The 24,873-nt window shown below is 62.9% G+C and carries 18 protein-coding genes; 7 read left to right on the top strand and 11 right to left on the bottom strand.

Annotation, left to right across the window (positions count from 1 at the left end; translation table 11 throughout):
- Window position 1 precedes the first annotated feature (1 nt).
- From oxlT to ACVIIV_RS31490, 5 genes are all read right to left on the bottom strand, one after another.
- The gene (gene oxlT, locus ACVIIV_RS31510) at window positions 2–1,291 is read right to left on the bottom strand and encodes an oxalate/formate MFS antiporter (protein ID WP_456747660.1); all 1,290 of its coding nucleotides are present in this window, start codon (window positions 1,289–1,291) and stop codon (window positions 2–4) included.
- 412 nt (window positions 1,292–1,703) lie between these two features.
- A complete protein-coding gene (locus ACVIIV_RS31505) occupies window positions 1,704–3,203 on the bottom strand; it encodes a tripartite tricarboxylate transporter permease (RefSeq protein WP_456747659.1) in 1,500 nt (499 codons plus the stop codon).
- Between the two features lie 60 nt (window positions 3,204–3,263).
- Window positions 3,264–3,761 (bottom strand): tripartite tricarboxylate transporter TctB family protein, encoded by a 498-nt coding sequence (locus ACVIIV_RS31500; RefSeq protein ID WP_456747658.1) that lies wholly within the window; start codon window positions 3,759–3,761, stop codon window positions 3,264–3,266.
- 86 nt (window positions 3,762–3,847) lie between these two features.
- Window positions 3,848–4,855 (bottom strand): Bug family tripartite tricarboxylate transporter substrate binding protein, encoded by a 1,008-nt coding sequence (locus tag ACVIIV_RS31495; RefSeq protein WP_456747657.1) that lies wholly within the window; start codon window positions 4,853–4,855, stop codon window positions 3,848–3,850.
- 464 nt (window positions 4,856–5,319) lie between these two features.
- Window positions 5,320–5,457 (bottom strand): hypothetical protein, encoded by a 138-nt coding sequence (locus ACVIIV_RS31490; RefSeq protein WP_456747656.1) that lies wholly within the window; start codon window positions 5,455–5,457, stop codon window positions 5,320–5,322.
- Between the two features lie 266 nt (window positions 5,458–5,723).
- Between ACVIIV_RS31490 and zigA the strand changes: the two genes are divergently transcribed.
- Together zigA and ACVIIV_RS31480 are read left to right on the top strand one after the other, a co-directional pair.
- On the top strand, window positions 5,724–6,929 hold the full coding sequence (gene zigA, locus ACVIIV_RS31485) for a zinc metallochaperone GTPase ZigA (protein ID WP_456748873.1): 1,206 nt from the start codon (window positions 5,724–5,726) through the stop codon (window positions 6,927–6,929).
- Window positions 6,930–7,052: 123 nt separating this feature from the next.
- Window positions 7,053–8,384 (top strand): Hsp70 family protein, encoded by a 1,332-nt coding sequence (locus ACVIIV_RS31480; RefSeq protein WP_456747655.1) that lies wholly within the window; start codon window positions 7,053–7,055, stop codon window positions 8,382–8,384.
- A gap of 334 nt (window positions 8,385–8,718) precedes the next feature.
- Here ACVIIV_RS31480 and ACVIIV_RS31475 read toward each other — a convergent pair whose 3' ends face one another.
- Window positions 8,719–9,162, bottom strand: coding sequence for an SRPBCC family protein (locus ACVIIV_RS31475; RefSeq protein ID WP_456747654.1), 444 nt, complete (start codon window positions 9,160–9,162; stop codon window positions 8,719–8,721).
- Between the two features lie 188 nt (window positions 9,163–9,350).
- A complete protein-coding gene (locus ACVIIV_RS31470; RefSeq protein ID WP_456748872.1) occupies window positions 9,351–10,421 on the bottom strand; it encodes a SphA family protein in 1,071 nt (356 codons plus the stop codon).
- A gap of 688 nt (window positions 10,422–11,109) precedes the next feature.
- On the opposite strand from ACVIIV_RS31470, the gene ACVIIV_RS31465 reads away from it, so the two are divergent.
- From ACVIIV_RS31465 to ACVIIV_RS31455, 3 genes are all read left to right on the top strand, one after another.
- Entirely contained in the window at window positions 11,110–13,572 is a 2,463-nt protein-coding gene (locus ACVIIV_RS31465) for an arylsulfatase (protein ID WP_456747653.1), read from the top strand.
- A gap of 94 nt (window positions 13,573–13,666) precedes the next feature.
- Entirely contained in the window at window positions 13,667–13,945 is a 279-nt protein-coding gene (locus ACVIIV_RS31460) for a hypothetical protein (protein ID WP_456747652.1), read from the top strand.
- 160 nt (window positions 13,946–14,105) lie between these two features.
- Complete coding sequence (locus ACVIIV_RS31455; protein ID WP_456747651.1) at window positions 14,106–16,397, top strand: cytochrome c3 family protein; 2,292 nt, start codon at window positions 14,106–14,108, stop codon at window positions 16,395–16,397.
- Between the two features lie 74 nt (window positions 16,398–16,471).
- On the opposite strand, the gene ACVIIV_RS31450 is transcribed toward ACVIIV_RS31455, so the two are convergent.
- The 4 genes from ACVIIV_RS31450 to ACVIIV_RS31435 all read right to left on the bottom strand — a co-directional run bounded on the left by ACVIIV_RS31450 (window position 16,472) and on the right by ACVIIV_RS31435 (window position 21,298).
- Window positions 16,472–17,161 carry a hypothetical protein gene (locus tag ACVIIV_RS31450; RefSeq protein WP_456747650.1) on the bottom strand — a complete coding sequence of 230 codons (690 nt, stop codon included), beginning with the start codon at window positions 17,159–17,161 and terminating at the stop codon, window positions 16,472–16,474.
- Between the two features lie 304 nt (window positions 17,162–17,465).
- Window positions 17,466–18,743 carry a formyl-CoA transferase gene (frc, locus tag ACVIIV_RS31445; RefSeq protein ID WP_212429826.1) on the bottom strand — a complete coding sequence of 426 codons (1,278 nt, stop codon included), beginning with the start codon at window positions 18,741–18,743 and terminating at the stop codon, window positions 17,466–17,468.
- Window positions 18,744–18,805: 62 nt separating this feature from the next.
- Window positions 18,806–20,539, bottom strand: coding sequence for an oxalyl-CoA decarboxylase (oxc, locus tag ACVIIV_RS31440; RefSeq protein ID WP_456747649.1), 1,734 nt, complete (start codon window positions 20,537–20,539; stop codon window positions 18,806–18,808).
- 63 nt (window positions 20,540–20,602) lie between these two features.
- Window positions 20,603–21,298: a GntR family transcriptional regulator gene (locus tag ACVIIV_RS31435; protein ID WP_167406570.1), complete on the bottom strand. Its 696-nt coding sequence runs from the start codon at window positions 21,296–21,298 to the stop codon at window positions 20,603–20,605.
- Window positions 21,299–21,650: 352 nt separating this feature from the next.
- Here ACVIIV_RS31435 and ACVIIV_RS31430 point away from each other — a divergent pair, with 352 nt between their 5' ends.
- Window positions 21,651–23,780, top strand: a complete 2,130-nt coding sequence (locus ACVIIV_RS31430) for an acetate--CoA ligase family protein (RefSeq protein ID WP_456747648.1) — start codon at window positions 21,651–21,653, stop codon at window positions 23,778–23,780.
- A gap of 199 nt (window positions 23,781–23,979) precedes the next feature.
- A complete protein-coding gene (locus tag ACVIIV_RS31425; RefSeq protein ID WP_456748871.1) occupies window positions 23,980–24,822 on the top strand; it encodes an IclR family transcriptional regulator in 843 nt (280 codons plus the stop codon).
- Window positions 24,823–24,873 lie beyond the last annotated feature (51 nt).

Below are 24,873 nucleotides of genomic sequence, written 5' to 3'. Positions count from 1 at the left end.
GTCAGATGGTCGATTTGGCCACCACGACCTTGCGCCAGGGCTTGAGCACCGCGATCGCCAGCAGCGAAGCCAGGATGTTGGCGCCGGCCGCGATGATGAACACGCTGTCCCATGTGCCCGACGATTGCTGCATGTAGTTGCCGATCGGGACCAGCAGCGCGGCGGTGCCCTTTGCAGTGTAGAGCAGGCCGGCATTGGTGGTCGCGAACTTGGCGCCGAACGTGTCGGTGCAGGTCGAGGGGAATAGCGAGTAGATCTCACCCCAGGCGAAGAACACGAAACCCGAGAGCAGCACGAACCAGATCGGGTCGTGGCCCCAGAGGTAGAGCATCCAGATGCCGAGCCCTTCCATGCCGAAGGCGATGAACATCGTGTTCTCGCGGCCGATCATGTCGGAGATCCAGCCGAAGAACGGACGCGTCAGGCCGTTGAGCACGCGGTCGATCGTGGCCGCGAAGGTCACCGCCGTCATCGTCACCGCCATCAGCGTGACCGGCACGTTGTCGACCTTCCAGTCGGCTGCGATCGGCTTCAGGTTCGCCGTCACCATCAAGCCGCCGGCACCGACGATCACGAACATGAAGTACATCAGCCAGAAGATCGGCTGACGCAGCACCTCGGTCGGCTGATAGTTGCGGCGGGTCTGCAGCAGGTTGGCGTTCGCGACGACGTTCGGCACCTGGCCAGCCTTCGGCGACAGCAGGAAGAAGGCGAGGATGCAGATGATGATGCCTTGTCCGAGGCCGAAATAGAGGAAGGTGGTCTGGAAACCACTGTCCTTGATCATGGCCTGGATCGGCGCGACGGTCAGCGCGGAGCCCGCACCGAAGCCCGCCGCCGTGATGCCCGCGGCAAGACCGCGCTTGTCCGGAAACCACTTCAGCGCGTTGCCGACGCAGGTGCCGTAGACGCCGCCGGCGCCGATGCCGGCGATGATCATGCCGAGATAGTACCCGTTGAGCGAGGTGGCCTGCGCGTTGATCGCCCAGCCGATGGCGCAGAGCACGCCGCCGACCAGCACCACGATGCGCGGGCCGTATTTGTCGACGAACCATCCTTCGACCGGCACCAGCCAGGTCTCGAACAGCACGAACAGAGTGAAGGCCCATTGGATCGACGCGCGATCCCAGCCGAACGTCTTCTGGATGTCAGGGACGAAGAACGTCCAGCCATATTGGTAGTTGGCGATCATCACCATCGCGCCTACGCCGATGGCCAATTGCGCCCAGCGATAAGCATCGCTCACACGTGCGACACTAGGGGCCGCGGCCGACTGCACCATGTCCGTCATTAAAAACCCTCCCGAACGCGCCGATCATTGTTATGCATGCGCTGGTGCGCATCCTGGTATGCATTATGCCAACATTCAAGCGAGGGACTGGAGGGTGCGGCGAAATAGCGCGGCTATTCCACATGCGCCACGAGCGGGAGCTTGTAAAGCCCAAATCGCCGCCAGTGTGCCGGCGACACGTGAGGCTCGTTCATTCAAGCTTTTGATTTTAAATTACTTTTCCTGTGCTGCGGCGAGGCCGCTCGCACCCTGAAGAAAGTCCCGCGCTTGAGGATTTTTCGCGCGCGCACTGTTCACGCGGACCGGCGCGCGGTCGGCGGGCGACCACGTGATTTCTGGAATTCTATATTCCAGAAGTCCGGCCTGCGGCAATTTGGCGTCGAAGGCGGTGCGAATTGCGCCGCCTCGCGCCTCACGCCACCGACGTGCGCAACCGGCTGTAGCCTTCCTGGATCGCGGACCAGAACAGGGCGACCAGACCGAGCGCCATGATCGTGCTGACGAGGCCGTTGGAGAAGAACACGCCGAGCGAGCCCTGCGATCCCAGCAGCGATTGGCGGAAGGCTTCCTCGGCCTTGTCGCCGAGCACGATGGCGAGCACCAGCGGGGCGAGCGGATAGTTGCACTTCTTCAGGAGATAGCCGAGCACGCCGAACACCAGCATCAGCATCACGTCGAAGGTGCTGTTGTGCACCGAATAGGCGCCGATCGCGCACAGCACCAGGATGAGCGGCGCGATGATGCCGAAGGGCACGCGCAGGATCGCGGCGAATATCGGCACGCAGGTGAGCACGACGATGAGGCCGGCGAGGTTGCCGAGATACATCGAGGCAATCAGGCCCCAGACGAATTCCTTCTGCTCGACGAACAGCATGGGACCGGGCTGCAGGCCCCAGATCAACAATCCGCCGAGCAGGACGGCGGCGGTCGGAGAGCCCGGAACGCCGAGCGAGAGCATCGGCAGCAGCGCGGAGGTGCCCGCGGCATGCGCGGCCGTCTCCGGCGCGATCACGCCCTCGATCTCGCCCTTGCCGAAATTGTTGCCGCGTCGCGCCAGGCGCTTGGCGATGCCGTAGCTCATGAACGAGGCCGGCGTTGCGCCGGCGGGCGTGACGCCCATCCAGCATCCGATCAGGCAGGAGCGCAGCGAGGTCATCCAATAGGCCGGCAACTCCCGCCAGGTCTGAAGGACCACGCGAAGGTTGATGGTGGCGTTGCCGCCGCGGAACGCCAGCCCTTCCTCCATGGTCAGCAGGATCTCGCCGATGCCGAACAGGCCGATCACGGCGATCAGGAAGTCGAATCCGTTGAGCAGCTCGGTGACACCGAAGGTCAGCCGCAACTGTCCCGTGATCGAATCGAGGCCGACCGCCGCGAGCGCGAAGCCCATCATCATCGCCGCGATGGTCTTGAACGGCGGCTCCTTGCTGAGGCCGACGAAGGAGCAGAAGGCGAGGAAGTACACCGCGAACTTCTCCGCGGGGCCAAATCGCAGCGCGAAGCCCGCGACGAGGGGCGCAACCAGCGTGATCATGATGACGGCGAACAGCGCTCCCACGAAGGAGGAGGTGAAGGCGGCGGTCAGGGCTTCGCCGGGCTTGCCCTGTTGCGCCATCGGATAGCCGTCGAAGGTGGTCGCCACGGACCAGGGCTCGCCGGGTATGTTGAAGAGGATCGAGGTGATGGCGCCGCCGAACAATGCGCCCCAATAGATGCAGGACAGCATGATGATCGCCGATGTCGGCGGCATGCTGAAGGTCAGTGGAAGCAGGATGGCGACGCCGTTGGCGCCCCCTAACCCCGGCAGCACGCCGATGATGACGCCGAGCGTGATGCCGATGACCATCAGCATGATGTTGTAGGGCTGCAGGGCGACCGCAAAGCCGTGAAACAGATTGGCCAACTCTTCCATATCGATACGTCCTGCAGCAGTAACGGAAAATGACGGCGCAGCTCTTACAGGCTAAGCCCCTTAGAGGCCGAGCCATTCCTCGAGCGGACCCTTGGGAAGCGGGACCAGGAACCAGCGCTCGAAAACGAGATAAGTCAGGACCGGCATGCCGACCGCGATTGCGATGGTCGTCAGCCAGCGATAGCCGCCGAGCCAGCGCATGAACCAGGCGATGAACACCATCGAGGAGACGTAGAGGCCGATGAACGGCATTGAGCCGACATAGATCGCGGTCGGCACGACGACGCTCATGACCTGACGCAGCTGTCCCCATTCGGCGAACAGCCGGCCATCGTCGTCGCGCCGCGCATGCCAAAGATTGATGGCGCTCGCACCGACGATTGCGGCGCCGATGTAAAAGGGAAAGAAGCCGGCGCGCGGCCCCTCCGCGCCCCAGTTGATGCCGGCCTTCAGGCTGCCGAAGATCACGATGAGGCCGAACACGCCGATCAGCAGCGCCATGCCGATTTCCAGCGTCTTGTGTGCGGGGCCGGATTCGGATCCGGATCGTTCAGTCATGAGGCCTCCAGGCGGAAACGCAATGTTTCGCGGTCGCGGCAAGCGGGAAGACGACCGTCGTCCTCAGCCGGCACCAATGTCGTGGCTCAATTCCCCGATGCGAGGAAGCCGGCTTCCTTCATCAAGCCTTCGTGGCGCTTCTCCTCCGCCTCGATCCATTTGGCGTAGTCGGCTCCAGTCAGGAAGGTGGTGTTGAAAGCGCCGCTCTTCATGAACTCCTGCCATTCCGGCGTGGCGCGCACCTTCTTGAACAGCTCGACATAGTATTCGACCTGGTCCTTCGTGGCCTTGGGCGACATGAAGATGCCGCGCAGCATGAGATATTCCATCGCAAGACCCTGCGACTTGCAGGTCGGAATATCCTTCCAGGCCTTGCCTTCCGCGATCGGCTCGTCATAGGCCATCGGCTGGGCGTCGAAGACGCAGAGCGGACGGAGCTTGCCGCCGCGCCATTGCGCGACCGCCTCGATCGGATTGTTGACGGTCGAATCGACGTGATTGCCGACGAGCTGGACGGCGACTTCGCCGCCGCCCTTGTAAGGGATGTAAGTGAACTTCGCGTCGATCGCCTTCTCGATGCCGACCGTGATGATCTGGTCTTCCTGCTTGGAGCCGGTGCCGCCCATCTTGAACGAGCCGCTTGGGGCCTTCTTCGCAGCATCGACGTAGTCCTTGACGGAGCTGTACGGCTTCTCGGCATTCACCCACAGCACGAATTCGTCGAGCGCCAGCATCGCGACCGGAGTCAGATCCTTCCAGTTGAAAGGAATCCCAGTCGCCAGCGGCGTCGTGAACAGGTTCGAGAGCGTGATGATGATCTTGTGCGGATTGCCCGACGACGTCTTCACATCGAGGAAGCCTTCACCGCCCGCGCCGCCGGCCTTGTTGATGACGACCAGCGGCTGCTTCATCAGACTGTGCTTGGTGACGATGCCCTGAATGGTGCGTGCCATCTGATCGGCGCCGCCGCCGGTGCCCGCGGGCACGATGAACTCGACCGGACGAACCGGCTCCCAGGCGGCACGACTTGCGGTGCCGTTGGCGCACGACAACACGATTGCCGCCAAAGCGACATTCAGAACGAATGGCTTCATCTTGTTTCTCTCCCTGTCGAAACCTAACGCAGCCGCTCTTTGTCGGCTTGCTCAGCCCATCTTGAGTCACATGCCTGGGGTCACCCTTGCGGTCGATTCTCCCATGGCAGTCCCGGTAGAAACTCTATGAGCAGGGACAACGCGCGACATCCGCTCCTTTCGGCTAAGGTTCCGCCAAGGTTCGCGGGCACGCGTCCTCCTCGGCTGTTCCCGTCCTGCGCTATCGTTTCCCCGTCTTATACTTTGATGTGCAAAATAGTTCTTGGTTGGCGAATGGTATGCGAGATGCCAGCAAACAAACAATCGGCTCGGTGGGTCATGTCGGCGGACCAATCGTCGCAGTTGTGGTCGCGAGCCGGACATGGACACGACAAGAAAATGGCCCCGACGAGCGGGGCCATTTGATCAAACCTGGCGTTCTGCGGATCTGCCAGCCTGCGGTTCGGCGGGCGAAACAGACCCTCTTACAGGCCGAAACGCGGCAAGTCGCCGTTGCGATTCGAGATTTCGGCGCTCACCATCAGGAAGCTGTCGACCGCGGCCATCAGGCGGGCGAACAGCGAGGAGGAGGGGACGAGGGCAACGGAAGCAGTCTTGGACATCGGAAATCCCTTTCTCAAGACAGTCAGTCTTGCTGTCTCATTTCTGGGAACAAACTATGTATACCAGATGCCAGTGTCCATGCTCTTGTTTGCATAGCAGCATTCGTTCTTCCGCATTGCGGCATAGGCGTTGAGCCCTTCCTCGGGCAGGCACGGCGCCTTGACACGGCGTGTCGAACAGAGAATGTAATGTTATAACATTACATAGTGAGATGCCGTGTCTCGCCGTCCTCGACCTATCCCGCTCAAAAGGCTGTTCGATCTCCATGCCCAAACTCCCCGTCACCGTCTTGTCCGGCTTCCTCGGGGCTGGAAAGACCACTTTGCTGAACCACGTCCTGAACAATCGGCACGGCCTGAAAGTGGCGGTGATCGTGAACGATATGAGCGAGGTGAACATCGATGCGGACCTGGTTCGCGATGGTGGTGCCAACCTCTCGCGGACTGACGAGAAACTGGTGGAGATGACCAACGGCTGCATCTGCTGCACCCTGCGCGACGATCTCCTGAGGGAGGTACGTGCGCTCGCCGAAAGCGGGCGCTTCGATTATCTGCTGATCGAATCGACGGGCATTTCGGAGCCGCTCCCGGTCGCAGCGACGTTCGATTTCCGCTCGGAAGAGGGCGAAAGCCTCTCCGACGTCGCCCACCTGGACACGATGGTGACGGTGGTCGACGCCGCCAACCTGCTGAAGGACTATTCCTCGACCGAGTTCCTCGGCGAGCGCAGCGAGGCGCTGGACGGCGACAAGCGGACGCTGGTCAACCTCCTCGTGGAGCAGATCGAGTTCGCCGACGTGATCGTCCTCAACAAGGTGGACGATGCCTCGCCGCAACAGCGCGAGGCGGCGCGGCAGATCATCCGCTCGTTGAATCCCGAAGCCGACATCATCGAGGCCAATCATAGCCGCGTGCCCTTCGACCGCGTGCTCAACACCGGCCGGTTCGACTTCGAGAAGGCCCAGCAGCATCCGCTCTGGTACAAGGAGCTCTATGGTTTCGCCGACCATGTGCCTGAAACGCAGGAATATGGCGTGAAGAACTTCGTCTACCGCGCCCGCCGGCCGTTCGATCCGTCGAAGTTCGACAAGTTCGTCAAGGAATCCTGGCCGGGCGTGATCCGGGCGAAGGGTCATTTCTGGCTGGCGACGAGGCCGCAATGGCTCGGCGAGATCAGCCAGGCGGGAGCGATCGTGAGGACCGAAGCGCTGGGTTTCTGGTGGGCGAGCGTTCCAAAGGAGCGGTGGCCGAACGATGAGGCCTGGCGCAAGCGGCTCGGCCAGTATTGGGACAAGGTGTACGGCGATCGTCGCCAGGAGATCGTGTTCATCGGCACCGACATCGACGAAGCCGAGATTCGCCGCAGGCTGGACGCATGTCTTGTCCAGGAAACGTCCACCATGGACATCGCCGCATGGTCCGCTCTCGCCGATCCGTTTCCGGCCTGGCGTCGAGGCGATCAGTCCAACTGATCGACATGCATACCAGACACTCGGCGTGAGGTCCGGGCTCGATCATCTCGGACCAGGTCTTGCAAGGGGACGGCAAAGCCGTTAGTGCTCTGCCCCCTTTCCAATCATCCGTCAGAGTGGTTCATGTCGAGCGCCTCGCCCGCCGTCTCGATCGGCATCGATTTTGGCACCAGCAATACGGTCGTAGCCCTCGCGGCGGACGACCGCCGGGTCGAGGCCATCCGCTTCGACCACGGCGGACGGCGCCACAGCGTCTACGTGTCGGCCCTCTGCTTCTGGGAGGACCGGCCGGGCGCCGGCGCCCAGGCCGAAGGCGGCCCGTGGGCGATCGAGCAGTTCCTCGAAGGGCGCCACGTCTACCGCTTCCTGCAGTCATTCAAGACGTTTGCAGCGAGCAGCAGCTTCAACACCACCCAGGTCTTCCGGCAGCGCTACAAGTTCGAGGATATTCTGGCGGCGTTCCTGCGCACGCTGGCGCGCCATGGCGGCGACAGGTTCGGCTTCGAGACCTCCAACATCACGGTCGGCCGCCCCGTGCGCTTTGCCGGCGGCAATCCCGACGAGGTGCTGGCAATGCAGCGCTACCGGGCCGCGTTCGAGCGGCTCGGTGCCGGCCACGCGCGCTATGTCTACGAGCCCGTTGGCGCGGCGTTCTCCTTCGCCCGCAGGCTGGAGCGCGATGCCACCGTTCTGGTTGCGGACTTCGGGGGCGGCACCAGCGACTTCTCGGTGATGCGGTTCTCCCGCGCGGGCGGCACGCTTCGCGCCGAGCCGCTCGGACATGCCGGCATCGGCATTGCCGGCGACACGTTCGACTATCGCATTGTCGACCACGTCGTCTCGCCGCGGCTCGGCAAGGGATCCAGCTTCCGCTCCTTCGACAAGGTATTGCCGGTCCCCAGCGGCCACTACACCAACCTCGCGCGCTGGCATCAGCTCGCGATGATGAAGAGCAACGGCGATCTGCGCGAGCTCCGCGAGCTGGCGCGTACCGCGCTGCAGCCGGATCTGCTCGAGGATTTCATCACCATCGTCGATCTCGATCTCGGTTTTGCGCTGTACCGCGCGGTGTCCGATGCCAAGGTCGCGTTGTCGGCGCAGGACGAGACAGACTTCCGCTTCAAGGGTGGCGGCGTCGACATCGGCGCGGCCATTACGCGGAAGAACTTTGAATCCTGGATCGCCGACGATATCGCCCGGTTGGGTGCGACCGTCGACAAGGTGCTGGCCGAGGCCGGCATCACCGCGCGCGAGGTGGAGAAGGTCTTTTTGACCGGCGGCACATCCTTCGTGCCCGCCGTCCGAAAGCTGTTCGCCGAGCGCTTCGGCAACGAGCGGCTGATGTCAGGCGACCAGTTCGAGTCGATCGCCTATGGCCTGGCGCTGATCGGACACAGTCCCGATCCGGACCGATGGACCGCCAGCGGCGGGCTTGCGCCGAAGGTGGGCGCGTGACGATCGTTCGCAATCGGCCGGGCGACCTGCTTCGTCGGCAGCCGCAGTTCAATCGGGCTCTGTAGCGATCGACAGACTCGATGCGGGTTGTTCTCTCGGTTCCTCACTCTCCGTCATTGCGAGCGCAGCGAAGCAATCCAGAATCGTTCTGCGGAGAGACTCTGGATTGCTTCGCTGCGCTCGCAATGACGAGGTGGATAGATTCGCGCATCCGATCGGACAGTGCCGCAGGGTGGGCAAAGGCGCGGAGCGCCGTGCCCACCATCTTTCCGAGGTTGAGAGCGCATTGGTGGGCACGCTACGCTTTGCCCACCCTGCGATGCTGGTTTTACCGCTACTGGTTGATCTCGGGCTCGACCAGCTTCGCCAGATTCCGCAGCGATTCCTGCCAGCCGAGATAACAGGCCTCCGGCGGGATGACGTCGGGAATGCCGGCTTGCGTGATGTCGATCTCGGTGCCGACCGAGACCTTCTTCAGGTTCACGGTCACCTCGATCATACCAGGCAGGTTGGGATCGTCGAACTTGTCGGTGTAGCGCAGGCGCTCGCCGGGCACGAGCTCGACATATTCGCCGCCGAACGAATGGCCGTTGCCCGTGGTGAAATTCCGGAACGACATCTTGAATGTGCCCCCGACCTTGGGCTCGAGATGATGCACGGTGCAGGTGAAGCCGTTCGGCGGAAGCCATTTCGCCATCGCATCAGCCTCCAGGAAGGCGCGATAGACCTTCTCCGGGCTGGTGGCGAGAACGCGGTGCAGACGGATGGTATTGGGCATGGTTGTTATCCTCAGTGATTGATGGGCCCGAGTTCGGCGTCTATGGCCCATTCATGTCACAAGGACGGCGGGGAAGTTGTCGATCCGACACGGCCTTGCAGATTTTCTTGTCGGGAACGCCGGCGGCAGATGGTCTGGCGCGAGCCGCCAGGCAGCCGCCACGCCTCGGCCGTCATCGTGAACGCCCGTCACTTCGTGATGACGTGCTTCGTCGGCGCGACGGTGCTGGTGGGCGCCATCGGTGAGATCGAGAACGTCAGCCACGTATTCCAGCCAGCCGGCCGATTTTCTGCGGCGAACTCGCCATAGCCCTTCAAGTTCAAATATCCCTGCCAGTCGCCGACCGGAAACAGGTATCCGATCTGAGGACCGGCTCCCACCACGCGCGACCGGAAACCACCCAGGATCGGGGGCTGACCAAAATCGTCCGTGATCTGTTGATAGTAGTAGCCGACCAGCCCGACGAAGAGCTGCTTCGAAAGAAACTGCGAAGCACCCCAATCGATGTGGAAATCGGTGCCGCTTTGGTATTGCGTGTCAGGGTTCTTGAAATTGTAAGTGAACCCGGCGACTGCCGAAAATTCGTGCCCCAACTTCTCATTGAAGTAGGTGTAGCCGCCGCCGCCGTCGATCGCGCCGTGACCGATGCCAAGGTTGGCAAGACGGGTTGCCGAGTAGGCGCCGACCGGAATATCGCTGGTCAAATAGGTCATGAAATTGTGGACGCCGGCGTTCCACTTCAGCGTCACCTGCGGATACAGATCGCCGACCGAGGTGACTGAATCGGAGAGCGTACCCGTGCGGGTTGTCGCAAATGGCCCGACCGCCGCTGTCAGCGTTCCGTCGAGCGTTGCGGCGGATCGGCCAAACAAGCCGGTGATGCCGATCGCCAATTGTCCGCCGAGCACCGGCGTCGCGAACGTGTAGGTTGGGTTGAGCAGGAGAAGGTCGCCCTGCGCGTTCAAGCGCAGATTCAAATCGACATTAATGTTGGCGGGGATTCGGCCGACACGAATTTCTCTTGCCGCCGCGGCGCTACCGAAGGCCGAGACGCTGGTGTGATAGTAGACCTCGGCCATTGACCAGCCAGGAACCGCAGGGACCGCCGCAAGGCTGCTGAAGCGCCCCGGAAGCCAGTACGAAACACCGTCCTCATCTGCATAGGCAGCGTCGGACACAAATCCGGCCAATGCCACAGCCACGACGATCGTTGCGCGAATAAGGCAATGAGACTTGGGTTCGGATATGCACTGAATCATCTGCTTGTCCTCCGGCAACCAAACGCCAGTGTATCGATCCGCGATTCATTGTCTCGCGCCAAGGTAGAGAGTTCGTCAGGTTCGGCTCTGCATGTTGCGTTCAAGTCACGCTGATCGCCGCAAATTTCGAGCCCCGCAGAAATACCGACAGCACCATTGATCATAAGTGCAGCGATCCAGGAGGCCTGCTACGCAGGGCCATTGTTGTTGAAGATGTCAGCACTGCACTATAGTGCGCCTCTGTGTGATTGACCGCGGTGCTGCGGCCTACGCTCTCCATAAGCCCTGTAACACAATGCATTCGTCACGCAGTTTGGCTGCGGCGATAGGCCAGTAGAGTTAACCCGTCTGCGCCGCTCGGGTCGTCTCCATCACCCTTTGATTTAAATCAACATTCGACAGCCGGATGCGATCTCAAGTAGAGTGGCTGTAGTGCAGGGGAGTATATTTTAATGGATATTCGCAAGATAGTTATTGCGCTGATCCCCGGCTTGTCACGGCTCCAGCATCTGCAGAGCAAACATAAGGACTAGCACGAGCTCGTCAAAGCGCCGCTCGCGCACGAATCGTCTTGAGCGAGATCAAGACGCAGACTGCCCCAAGGTTCAGATGGGGACGACGTACTGCCGATGGGGAGAAGATTTCGGTTTTCCAGTTCTGGTGCAATTCGGCTTTCAGGAGGTTGCGAATGATGTGCGTCTCGAACCTACAACGCCAAGCCACCTCACGCCTTTTGCTCGCTGCTCTGTTGCTGTTGCCGTTGACACCCAGCAATGGTCACGCGCAGCAAATCACTGACACCCTCGGTTCTCCCGGAGCGACGACCACCATCGATGGCAGATACCTGCCGAATCCGCCGCAGCCGTTCAGGGGCGAGATCAGTCCCAACGCGGTGCAGTCGAAGCCGTACTGGCCCGCGCTGATCGCGCCGCCGAAGGGCGCGCCCAACGTGCTTGTGATCATGACCGACGACGTCGGGTTCAGCGCGCCGAGCACGTTCGGCGGCGTCATCCCGACACCGGCCCTGGACCGCATTGCTCAAATGGGTCTGCGCTATACGCGCTTCCACACCACAGCGCTCTGCTCGCCAACGCGCGCCGCGCTCCTCACCGGCCGCAACCATCACTCGGTGGCTACCGGCGTTGTCGTCGATCAGGCCACTGGCTATCCCGGCTACAACAGCGTCATCCCACGCGACGCCGTCGCTATCGGCGAGATCCTCCGGCAAAACGGCTACGACACATCATGGTACGGTAAGGACCATAATGTGCCGCAGTGGGAGGGGACGCAAGCTGGCCCCTTCCATAATTGGCCGACCGGACCCATCAAGGGTTTTGACTACTATTACGGCTTCACCGGCGACGACGCGAGCCAGTGGCAGCCGAACAACCTGTTCCGCAATACCACTCCGATCCAGCCTTTCCTTGGCAATCCGGGCTGGAATCTCATTACCGCCATGGCCGACGAGGCCGTCGGGCGCATCAAGATGCTGCAGGAGGTCCAGCCCGACCGTCCCTTCATGATCTACTACGCGCCCGGCGGCACACATTCGCCGCATCATCCGACACCGGAGTGGATCAAGAAGATCAGCGACATGCATCTGTTCGACAAGGGCTGGAACGATCTGCGCGAGCAAATCTTCGCCAATCAGAAGAAGCTCGGCGTGATTCCGCAGAACGCCCAACTTACGCCCTGGCCGGATAGCATTCCGAAGTGGGATACGCTTTCGCCTGAGGCGAAGAAGCTCTACATCCGCCAGGCCGACGTCTATGCGGCGTACCTTGCCTACACCGACCACGAGATCGGTCGCGTGATCCAGGCCATCGCGGATGTCGGCAAGCTCGACAACACGCTCGTCATCTATATCAGCGGCGACAATGGCGCGAGCCCCGAAGGCACGCTGCACGGCCTGTTCAACGAATTCGCCGTCGCGAACGCCGTGCATCCGACTGTGGAACTAAACATGAAGTTCTACGACGGCTGGGGCTCCGACCAGACTTATCCCCACTACGCGGTGGGCTGGGCATGGGCCTGGGACACGCCGTACAAATGGACCAAGCAGATCGCATCCTATTTCGGCGGCACCCGCAACGGGATGGCCATGGCCTGGCCGGCGCGCATCAAGGACGCCGGCGGCATCCGGCACCAGTTTCATCATGTGATCGACGTCGTACCGACGATCCTCGAAGCGGCTGGCCTGCCGCAGCCGGTAACGGTCAACGGCATTGCCCAGAAGCCGATCGAAGGCGTCAGCATGGCTTATACGTGGGCGGACGCCAACGCGACGGGCCAGCGGACAACGCAGTACTTCGAGATGTTCGGCAAGCGAGCCATCTATCATGACGGCTGGATCGCAGCGACCCCTCCGTTGAGCCCTCCTTGGGAGCTTAGTTTGGCGGAGCCGCCCACGGATGTCATGAACAGCTTCCGCTGGGAGTTGTACAACATCAACGAAGACTGGACGCAGGCCAACGACCTCGCGGCCAAGATGCCGGACAAGCTACGCGACATGCAGCAGCTGTTTGCTATGGAGGCTACGAAGTACCAGGTCTTCCCGCTCGACGACACGCGCCTGACCAGGTTCATCTCGCACAAGCCGAGTTACTCCGCGGGTCGGACCAACTTCACCTACACAGGTGAACTGAGCAACGTACCGTTCCCGGAAACCGGCTCTGCGCCTAGCCTGCTGAATCGTTCTTATACGATCACCGCAGAGGTCGAGATTCCCCAAGGCGGCGCCGAGGGGATGCTGGTCACCGACGGCGGCCGGTTCTCCGGCTATGGCTTCTATCTGCTGAAGGGGCGGCCGGTGTTCACCTGGAATCTTGTCGCCTTAGAGCGCGTCAAGTGGCAGGGCAAGGATGCGCTGGCGCCCGGCAAACACACGCTGGAGTTCGACTGGAAGTATGATGGCCCGGGCCTCGGCAAGGGCGGCACCGGCTCCTTGAAGGTGGACGGCAACGTCGCGGAAAGTCATCCCATGCCGCGCAGTCTGCCCATCACTCTGATGTGGGATGAGACCTTCAACGTCGGCCTCGACACCGGCACGTCGGTGGACGATCAGGACTACCAGGTGCCCTTTAAGTTCACCGGCAAGATCAACAGACTGAATGTGAGGCTTGGACCAAGCAAGTTGTCATCTGCGAATTAACGGGCGAGCTGCAGGGTGGGGCGGGATCACACGCCCCACCACCTTGTTGTGTCTGACCTTGGTGTTGTCTGCAAGTGGCAGAGGGGGAGGCGTCGTGAAAGTTCGTTTCGTCCTTGTCTCAGCTCTGTCTTTTGGCATTCTGCCCGTCGGATTTTCGGTGTCCCTCGCGCAAACCGCCGGCGAAAGACCTCAGGATATGCTCGCGGCGCAGACGCGCATGCAAGGCTTTGCGTGCGATAAGCCGCTCGGCGCCAGCAAGGATACGAAGCGTTCGAAGCCGGATCATGCGGTCTGGGTGCTCAGATGCAGCAATGCGAACTATCGGGTAAGCCGATTTCCCGACATGGCCGCGAAGGTTGAGGCCCTTCGATGACCAAGTCACGGCGACGCTTTTGATGTGCTGCCTCTGGTGAGCAGACGTGGCAAGAGGCTCGCGAAAGAACCGCAAGCGCGAAAAGGCCGGCACGAAGGCGCGGACGTCTGAACCTGCTCATCCCGCGCAACGGTCCTCGGCCACCCGGCCGAAAGCCTCCGTGCTGCTGCCACTCGGCGGCGCGCTGCTCGTCGTGGTCGCCGGGGTACTGCTCTGGCCCAGGGTTTCGAACCTTACTCCCAAACCGCAGCAGCTCGCCGAGCTGACGTTCGTTGGAAGCAAGGCGTGCAGCGACTGCCATGCTGCGGAGGCAAAGCTCTGGCAGACTTCGCAACACCGACATGCGATGGACCACGCGACGGACCAGTCCGTGCGCGGTGATTTCAACGACGCGGCCTTCGAATACGCCGGCACGCGCTCGCGTTTCTTCCGCAAGGACAAAGAGTTTCTGGTCGAGACCGATGGTCCGGATGGCAAGCTTGCGACCTTCGAGGCGAAGTACACGTTTGGCATCGACCCGCTGCAGCAGTACCTGATCGAGTTTCCGGATGGCCGCGTCCAGGCCCTGTCCATCGCCTGGGACACGCGGCCGAAAGAGCAGGGCGGTCAGCGCTGGTTTCATCTTTATCCGGATAGCGCCATCGCCAGCAGCGATCCCCTGCACTGGACCAAGCTGAACCAGAACTGGAATTTCATGTGTGCGGAGTGCCATTCGACTGACGTGCGCAAGGGCTATGACGCCGAGAAGGATCGCTTCGCCACCAGCTTCTCCGAGATCAGCGTCGGCTGCGAGGCGTGCCACGGCGCCGGCTCGCGCCACGTTGCGTGGGCCCGTGTCAATCCGGCGGCGCGCGGCGCCGATAACGGCCTGCTGGTCCGCTTCGACGAGCGCACCGGCATCACCTGGTCTGCCTCCGCGGGCAAATTGACGCCCGTACGCAGCGCGCCGCCACCTAGCCTGCGCAAGGAGGTCGAGACCTGCGGGCGCTGCCACGCGCGCCGCGGGCAGCTTTCGGAAGACTGGATACCAGGCCGACCGCTCTCCGACACACACCGCGTATCGCTGCTCGACCGCCAGCGCTTTCATGCCGACGGCCAGATGCGCGACGACGAGGAGACCTACAACTACGCGCCGTTCAAGCAGAGCAGGATGTTCGCCCATGGCGTGACCTGCAGCGACTGCCACGACCCGCACAGCGCAACGTTGAAGGCGCCCGGCGATGGCGTGTGTTCGCAGTGCCATACGCCCGCCAAATATGAATCCGTGGCGCACCGGCACCATGCCGATGTCTCGCCGCCACCGGGCTGTCCGGCCTGCCACATGCCGGAGCGCCGCTACATGGTGGTCGACCGCCGCCACGACCACGGCTTCCGCGTTCCGCGCCCCGATCTCTCGGTGCAGACGGGTGCACCGAATGCGTGCAACGACTGCCATCGCGACAAGCCGGCAGCCTGGGCAGCGCATCAGATCGAGGGCTGGTTCGGGCCGGAGCGGCGGGGCCACCAGACCTATGCGCGTGCGTTTCATGCGGCCTGGAGCGAAGCTGCCGACGCACAGACGCAGCTCGCCGCGATTGCCGTATCGGCTGACGTTCCCGGTATCGTCCGCGCCAGCGCGCTCGCGGAGCTTCCGGCGCCGATTCCCGATCTGATCCGGCATGGGCTTTCCGATTCCGATCCGCTCGTGAGGCTCGGCGCGCTCGATCGGCTCGAAGGAGCGCCCGCCGATCAGCTCTGGCCGCTCGCCTCGCCGCAACTGGGCGATCCCGTGCGTGGTGTGCGCATTCGCGCCGCCGAACTTCTGGCCGCGGTGCCTCCAGCAAGTCAGCCAGCGGCCGATCGCGACAGGTTCACGCGGGCGGCTACCGAATTCGTCGCTGCGCAGAAGCTGAACGCTGATCGGCCGGAGGCGCGCACGGCGCTCGGCAACTTCTTCCTGCGCCAAGCCAATCCCGGCGCGGCGGAGGCGGAATACCGCGCCGCCCTCAGGCTCGATCCTTCGTTCGCGGCGGCCGCCATCAACCTGTCCGACCTGTACCGGCAGCTTGGACGCGACAATGATGGCGAGCGAGTGCTGCGCCAGGCTCTCGCCGCGTCGGCGCAGGACGCATCTCTCCACCACGCGCTTGGCCTGACACTCGTGCGCCTGAAGCGTAGCGAGGAGGCGCTCGACGAACTGCGTCGGGCAGCCTCTCTTGACCCCGGCCAAGTGCGGTACGCCTACGTCTATGCCGTAGGGCTGAACGGAATGGGCCGGCGCGACGATGCACTTTCTGTGCTGAACCAGAGCCTGCGCGGACATCCGAACAATCTGGAACTGCTTTCAGCCGCTTTGAGCTTCAGCAGGGAGAAGGGAGATATCGCGGCCGCGCTGGGTTATGCCGAGCGATTGGCGCTCCTCCGGCCCGACGATCCACGATTGACCAACCTCGTCAGGGAGCTCAAGCGATAGCTGAGCCTGGAAGCGAGCCGCCCGCGCTGGCGGGCCTTCGCCGAAGGCAGGCGGCGGCCGGCCTTGCTTCGATGTCAAATTGCCGCCACGTCCTGTGGCGTCACCGTGAACGCCAGCCGATAGCGGCCGACCATCGGATGATTTTGAGCCCCCGCGGCGCAAAGCGCCCACGCTGAGAGCTGGTCGCCAACCGCGCGTTCGACCACGTCGCAATCATAGCCAGACAGCAGCACGATCCAATCGGCAGCGCCGTCCTCTCCCCGAATCTGCTGCTCGGTGGTGGGCGAACTCATGCGGGGCGTGTCGGTGAGCAGGAGGTGGGCGCCCGTCAGCCCCGGCTTCTGCGCCAATGCCCCCAGCGTGTCCGAAAGGTGCGCCTGCAACTCCGCCTCCCGTCCGACGTCCGGCGACGCCTGATGGTCGCAAGCGAGGTCGCCACGCCCCCCGCCAAAGCTCGCGACGATCCGGCACTGGCTGCGGACCATGCCGAGATGATGCGGCATCATTTTCCTCGACCACGGCGTCGGCGCGTTGAGCCGGTCGAGATAGCCTTTTGATGTGAGAACTTCATATTGCTCCAGCTCGTAAAGCACGAAGAAGCCTTCGGGATCCGTCGTGCTGGTCCAGCGCGATCCGCGCCGGAAGCCGGGAATGCTCATCCGCTCCGGAAATTGCTCATGCGAGTGCCAGTCGCCGAACTCGCTGCGCTGGTCGGAGCGGACGTTCCACCACATCGCGACGGCGGCCTTGCCGAGCAGTGACATGGTGACCTCCGCGTTCCCCAGATTGCGTGTAGCAGGGGCCCGGTAGACGAGCGATGGCGCTTCGAAATTGCCTCCGTCGGTCAGGACCGTTGGCTGTTTCGGACGATGACATACTACCCCTGTTTTGCCCGATGGGTCAAATCTGTTTCGTTAAAAACGAAATCCGTTTTTCGCCAAAGGGTTGGCTACTGTGCATGGGGTTGTTTTTTCAGTTTTTGCTTTGAGCCTGTCGATCGCACCGCCTTCAAAGCAAAAAGGGCCGCCCCTTCGGGCGGCCCTTGCGTGTCGTTCAAGGCGGTGCCGCTTACTCAGCGGCCTGCTTCTGCGGCGGGTCGAGCGCGCCGGACTTGTGGATGTCGGCGACCTGGTGATCGCTGAAGCCGAGCACCGAGCGTAGGATCTCGTCGGTGTGTTCGCCGAGCAGCGGCGAACGCTGCACGTCGCTCGGGCTATCCGACAGCTTGATCGGGTTGCCGACCGAGATGTACTTGCCGCGAGTGGGGTGATCGACCTCGACCACGGTGCCGGTCGCGCGCAGCGACTGGTCTTCCGCGATCTCCTTCATCGACAGGATCGGACCGCACGGGATGTCGTCCTTGTTGAGGATCTCCATCGCCTCGAACTTGGTCTTGGTCATCGTCCACTGCTCGATGCGGGCGAAGATCTCGTTGAGCCGCGGCAGGCGGGCAGCCGGCTTGGCGTAGTTCGGATCGGTCTTCCAGGTTGGCTCGCCGATCACGTCGCAGATCTTCTCCCAGACCGGAGCTTGCGTGATGAAGTAGATGTAGGCGTTGGGATCGGTCTCCCAGCCCTTGCACTTCAGGATGCGGCCGGGTTGGCCGCCGCCGGAATCGTTGCCGGCGCGCGGCACGGCATCGCCGAACGGAATGCCTTCGCCGAACTGGCTGTACTCCTTGAGCGGGCCATGAGCGAGACGCTGCTGGTCGCGCAGCTTGACGCGGGCGAGGTTGAGCACGCCGTCCTGCATCGCGGCGGTGACGCGCTGGCCCTTGCCCGAATGCGTGCGCTGATAGAGCGCGGTGACGATGCCGAGCGCCAGATGCAGGCCGGTGCCGCTGTCGCCGATCTGCGCGCCGGTGACGAGCGGCAGACCGTCGCGGAAGCCGGTGGTGGAGGCGGCGCCGCCGGTGCACTGCGCGACGTTCTCATAGACCTTGCAGTCTTCGTAAGGCCCGGGGCCAAAGCCCTTGATCGAGGCGACGATCATCTTGGGGTTGATCGCCTGGATCTTCTCCCAGGGGAAGCCCATGCGGTCGAGCACGCCGGGGCCGAAATTCTCCACCAGCACGTCGCACTTCTTGATCAGCTCGGTAAGGACTTCCTTGCCCTTGGGGTTCTTGGTGTCGAGCGTGATCGAGCGCTTGTTGTGGTTGAGCATGGTGAAATACAGGCTGTCCACGTTCGGGATGTCCTGCAGCTGGCCGCGGGTGATGTCACCCACGCCCGGACGTTCCACCTTGATCACGTCGGCGCCGAACCAGGCCAGCAGCTGCGTGCAGGTCGGTCCGGACTGGACGTGGGTGAAGTCGAGAATGCGAACGCCCGTGAGCGCTTTGGTCATCGTGTTGCTCCGTACTCTGTCTGCCCCTGCTAACCACAGGGAATAAGGGTTGAAGGGGGGACTTACTTCTTCTTCTGCAGAACGCTCTGCGGATTGAGGTTGCCGATGCGGCCGCTCTCCGAGCCCGCCGCCGGATCGATCACCGCATTGATGAGCGTCGGCTTGCCGGACTTCATGGCGTCGTTGACGGCGCGCTTGAGCTCGTCGGGCGAGGTCGCATTCACGCCGACGCCGCCAAAAGCTTCCATCATCTTGTCGTAGCGCGCGCCCTTTACGAACACGGTCGTCGCCGGGTCGGCGTTGGCGCCGTTGACGTCGGTGCCGCGATAGATGCCGTCATTGTTGAAGATGACGACGCAGATCGGAAGATTGTAGCGGCAGATGGTCTCGACCTCCATGCCGGAGAAGCCGAACGCCGAGTCGCCTTCCACCGCGAGCACGGGGTGGCCGGTCTCGAGCGCAGCCGCGATCGCCTGGCCCATGCCGATGCCCATCACGCCCCAGGTGCCGACGTCGAGACGCTTGCGCGGGCGGTACATGTCGATGACGCCGCGGGCGAGGTCGAGCGTGTTGGCGCCTTCATTGACGAGGATCGCCTCGGGATACTCCTTGATGACGTTCTTCAGCACGCCGAGCGCGCCGTGATAATCCATCGGCGACTTGTTGTTCATGAGCTTCGGCGCCATCTTGGCGACGTTCTCTTCGCGCTTGGTCGACACGGCCTTGGTCCATTCGGCGGGCGGAGCGGTCCAGCTTGACCCCATCGCCTGGTTGAAGGCGGAGACCACCGAGCCGATGTCGCCGACGACGGGCGCGACGATTTCGACGTTGGAGTCCATCTCCTTCGGCTCGATGTCGACCTGAATGAACTTCTTCGGCGTTTCGCCCCAGCTCTTGCCCTTGCCGTGCGAGAGCAGCCAGTTCAGCCGCGCGCCGATCAGCATGACGACGTCGGACTCTTTCAGCACGGTCGAGCGGGCGGCGCCGGCGCACTGCGGATGCGTATCGGGGAGCAGGCCCTTGGCCATGCTCATGGGCAGGAACGGCACGCCGCTCTTCTCGACGAAGGACTTGATCTCCTCGTCGGCCTGCGCGTAGGCCGCGCCCTTGCCGAGGATGATGAGCGGGCGCTTGGCGCCCTTGAGCACGTCGAGCGCGCGCTTCACCGAGGCGGGCGAGGGGATCTGCGCCGGCGCAGCGTCGATCACCTTGACCAGCGACTTCTGGCCGGCCTCGGCGTTCATGACTTGGCCGAACAGCTTGGCCGGCAGGTCGAGATAGACGCCGCCCGGACGGCCCGAGACCGCGGCGCGGATGGCGCGCGCGAAGCCGATGCCGATGTCCTGGGCGTGCAGCACGCGATAGGCCGCCTTGCACAGCGGCTTTGCGATCGCGAGCTGGTCCATTTCCTCGTAGTCGCCCTGCTGGAGGTCGACGATCTCGCGCTCGGAGGAGCCCGAGACCAGGATCATCGGATAGCAGTTGGTGGTGGCGTGGGCGAGGGCGGTGAGGCCGTTGAGGAAGCCGGGCGCCGAGACCGTGAGGCAGACGCCGGGCTTCTTGGTGAGATAGCCGGCGATGCCTGCGGCGTAGCCGGCGTTCTGCTCGTGGCGGAAGGAGATCACGCGAATGCCGGCGGCCTGCGCCATGCGGCCCAAATCCGTGATCGGGATGCCCGGCACATTATAGATGGTGTCGATGCCGTTCAGCTTGAGCGCGTCGATGACGAGATGGAAGCCATCCGTCAGCTCCTGCTCGGTGCCCGGTGCTTCGGACTTGGTCGCGGTATTCAGCATGGGCCTTGTCTCCCTGGTCTCAAGGTCGTTGGGGCGAGTTGTTCGCCCTTCTGGTGAACGTTGCTAGGTAAAGAGTTCCTGGCCGTGCGCTTCGACGTAAGCGGCAAGGCCGAGGGTGTGGTCGCGGGCGCGTTTCTCGGCAAGCTCGGTGTCGCGCGCTTCCAGCGCTTCGATGATGCCGAGATGCTCGGGCAGCGAGGTCGCAGTGCGGTCCTTGCGTCCGATGGTCAGCTGGCGATAGCCGCGCACGTGCAGGAGCAGGTCGTTGGTGAGATCGACCAGTACGGGGGATTCCGACAGCGAGATCAGCGCCTGGTGGAAGGCGATGTTGGCCTTGGAGTATTCCTCCACGTGATCCTCGGGCAGGCGGTCCTTGCCGAAATCCTTGAAGAAGTCACGCAGCGCGGTGATATCCTTCTTGCGTGCGGTGGTGGTGATGAGACGGGCGGCCATGCTCTCCAGCGCCGCCCAGGCGCGGATCATGTCGACGATCTCGCTCTTGGTCCTGCGCACCACCATGATGCCGCGGCGCGGCACCGTCTTCACAAAACCGTCCTGCTCGAGCATCGCGATGGCTTCGCGGATCGGCGTGCGGCTGACACCCAAGCGTTCGGACAGCGCGCGCTCGTCGAGCATCACCGGCTCGGGCGTCGAGTAGATGTCCATCTTGAGGATGGCTTCCTTCAAGGCGTCATACGCCTTGTTCTTGAAGCTGCTCTCCGGGGCAATACGAACGATTGCGATGTCTGCCTCGGCCATGTTCGGCAACGCCTTAGTTGGTTTCCGTAGTGACACGACGAATCTCCTCCAGTGGGGAGTCGTCTTTTACAGGAATATTAACGGGAAAGTTTTTGGCATACCACATGCCAGAATGTCAAGCTGCCGATTTTTTGCGGCGTTCTAAGGCATGCACCAGCTTGACAAGTTGGCTTCTGGCATACCAAATGCCATCGCCAGCCATTTTTGATCCAAGCCGGCGGAGTAGTCTTAGGCCTTATGCCACTCCGTTCCCCCGCATGGAACAGAGCGCGGCGAATGGCACGCATCACGGGCAGCCGCTAACCACGCGCGCGCTTTGAAAAGAACGAACTGAGGTCAAGGGAGAAGCCATATGTCCAATTCCAAAGATGCCGTCCGCAAGGTGCTTGACCAAGTCAAGGCGGACAACCGCACCAGCCTGACGGCCCCGGAAGGCAAGCTGGTCTGCGATGCCTACGGCATTCCGGTGCCCAAGGAGGGCGTGGCGAAGTCGGCGGGCGAGGCCGGCAAGATGGCCACGTCGATGGGCTTCCCGGTCGTGATGAAGATCGTCTCGCCGGACATTCTCCACAAGACCGAAGCCGGCGGCGTCATTGTCGGTCTCAAGACGGCCGAGGAGGCCGAGAAAGCCTACGAGACCATTCTCGGCAACGCCAAGAAATATAAGTCCGATGCCAAGATCGAGGGCGTCCAGGTGCAGCAGATGCTGGCCGGCGGCACCGAGGTCATCGTCGGCTCGATCACCGACGGCTCGTTCGGCAAGCTGGTCGCGTTCGGCCTTGGCGGCGTGCTGGTCGAAGTCTTGAAAGACATCACTTTCCGCCTCGCGCCTGCCACAAAGGAAGACGCGCTCTCGATGCTCGACGGCATCCAGGCGCACGAGATCCTGAAGGGTGTGCGCGGCAGCGAGCCGGTGAACCGCAACGCCCTCGCCGACGTCATCGTCAAGGTCTCGCAGCTCGTCACCGATTTCCCTGAGATCGTCGAGCTCGACCTCAATCCTGTGTTCGCGACGCCGAAGGGCGCGACGGCCGCCGACGTGCGCATCGTCGTCGACTTCGCCTACAAGCCGAAGCCCAAGCCGCGCCCGACCGAAGAGATCGTCGCGGCGATGAACCGCATCATGCAGCCGAAGGCGGTTGCGGTGGTCGGAGCGTCGGCCGAAGACGGCAAGATCGGCAACTCCGTGATGAAGAACCTCATCAACGGCGGCTACAAGGGCGAGATCTATCCGATTCATCCCAAGGCCGCCGAGATCCTCGGCTACAAGGCCTACAAGAGCGTCAAGGACGTGCCCGGCGTGATCGACGTCGCGGTGTTCGCGATTCCCGCGAAGTTTGTGGCGGCAGCTCTCGCCGAATGCGGCGAGAAGAAAATCCCCGGCGCAGTGCTGATTCCCTCGGGCTTCGCTGAAGCCGGCGCACCGGAGCTGCAGGCCGAGATCGTCGAGGTCGGCAAGAAGTACGACATCCGCCTGATGGGGCCGAACATCTACGGCTTCTACTATACGCCCGCCAACCTCTGCGCGACCTTCTGCACCGCCTATGACGTCAAGGGCCACGCGGCGCTGTCGTCGCAATCGGGCGGCATCGGCATGGCCATCATCGGCTTCTCGCGCTCGGCGAAGATGGGCGTCTCGGCCATCGTCGGCCTCGGCAACAAGTCCGATATCGATGAGGACGATCTGCTCGCCTTCTTCGAGCAGGATCCGAACACCAATCTGATCGCGCAGCACTGCGAAGACCTCAAGGACGGCCGCGCTTTTGCGGAAGCCGCCAAGCGCGTCTCCAAGAAGAAGCCGGTCGTCGTGCTCAAGGCCGGCCGCACGTCTGCAGGCGCGAAGGCGGCGTCCTCGCACACCGGCGCGCTCGCCGGCAACGACCGCATTTATGAAGACGTGTTCAAGCAGTCCGGCGTGATCCGTGCGCGCTCCTTGCGCCAGCTGCTCGAATTCGCCCGTGGCGTGCCGGTGCTGCCGACGCCGAAGGGCGAGAACGTGCTGATCATCACCGGTGCGGGCGGCTCCGGCGTGCTGCTGTCGGACTCTTGCGTCGACAACGGCCTGTCGCTGATGTCGATGCCGCCGGATCTCGATGCGGCCTTCCGCAAGTTCATCCCGCCGTTCGGCGCGGCCGGAAATCCTGTGGATATCACCGGCGGCGAGCCGCCGATCACCTACGTCAACACCGTGAAGCTCGGCCTGTCGGACGAGCGCATCCACGCGCTGATCCTCGGCTACTGGCACACCATCGTCACCCCGCCGATGGTGTTCGCCCGCAACATGGTCGAGGTGAAGAAGGAGATGGAGGCCAAGGGTTTTGTGAAGCCGATGGTCGCCTCGCTCGCCGGCGACGTCGAGGTCGAGGAAGCCGCCGAATATCTCTACCAGAACGGCATTCCGGCCTATGCCTATTCGACCGAGCTTCCGGTCGAGGTCCTCGGCGCCAAGTACAAATGGGCGCGCGGGGCAGGGCTGCTCTGAGGTTGCGTTCGCCTCTCCCCGCTTGCGGGGAGAGGCCGAATTCGATCGCAGATCGAATTCGGGTGAGGGGGACTCTCCGCGAGTCCATCTCTCACCGTCTTTGTGGAGATAGCCCCTCACCCCAGCCCTCTCCCCGTAAGAACGGGGAGAGGGAGAAGAGGCGGCTCGCGTCTTGTCTGATTGGCAAATGCAGGTCGCGATGAGCAAGAACGTGATCCGGCGCAAATCGCTCGAAGCCCGCTCGCCATCGGAGGCCGAGCACGAGGCGCGTGACGGCGGCGTGCAGTCCGTCGACCGCGCGCTGTCGATCATCGAGACGCTGGCCGAGGACGACGAAGGCTATCGCCTCAGCGATCTCGCGATCCGCACCGGCCTGTCGGCTTCCACCGTGCACCGACTGCTCGCAACGCTCGAAAGTCGCCGCTTCGTGCAGTTCGACCGCGGCGAATCCAGATGGCATGTCGGCGTGCGTAGCTTCACGGTCGGCGCCAGCTTTGCGCGGAGGCGCAATTTCTCCGCGCAGGCGATCCCTTACTTGCGCAAGCTGCGCGATCTCACCCGCGAGACGGCCAATCTTGCCGTTGTCGACGATGAGTTCATCATCGTGCTGACCCGTATGGAAAGCCGCGAGATCATGCGCTCGCTGACCAAGGTCGGCGGCCGCGTCCCCATGGTGACCTCCGGCGTCGGCAAAGCGGTGCTCGCAACCTATTCAGACGAGGACGTCGGCGCCGTCATCCGCCATCACGGCATGCCCCGCCTGACCGAGAAGTCGATCGTGCGGCCGAGTGACCTGTTCAAGGAGCTCGAAAAAATCCGCAAGCAGGGCTTTGCGGTCGATGATGAGGAGGCACAGATCGGCCTGCGTTGCGTGGCCGCGGTGGTATACAACGCCTTGGCCGAACCGCTTGCCGCGATTTCCGTATCCGGCATGACCAGCCGCGTCACCGACGAACGGTTGCCGGAGATCGGGCAGATCGTCCGGGATGTCGCTGCCGAATTGACGGCCGCCCTTGGCGGGTTGATCCCGGCGCCCCGCTAGCCAAAACCCTTTGGGGGGATGTCACTGGACAGCATCGGTCGTTTTGGTTGA

Source organism: Bradyrhizobium sp. USDA 4354, from assembly GCF_054060315.1.
The sequence above is the reverse complement of the archived record's forward strand: the minus strand, read 5'-3'. Positions and strand labels throughout refer to the sequence as shown.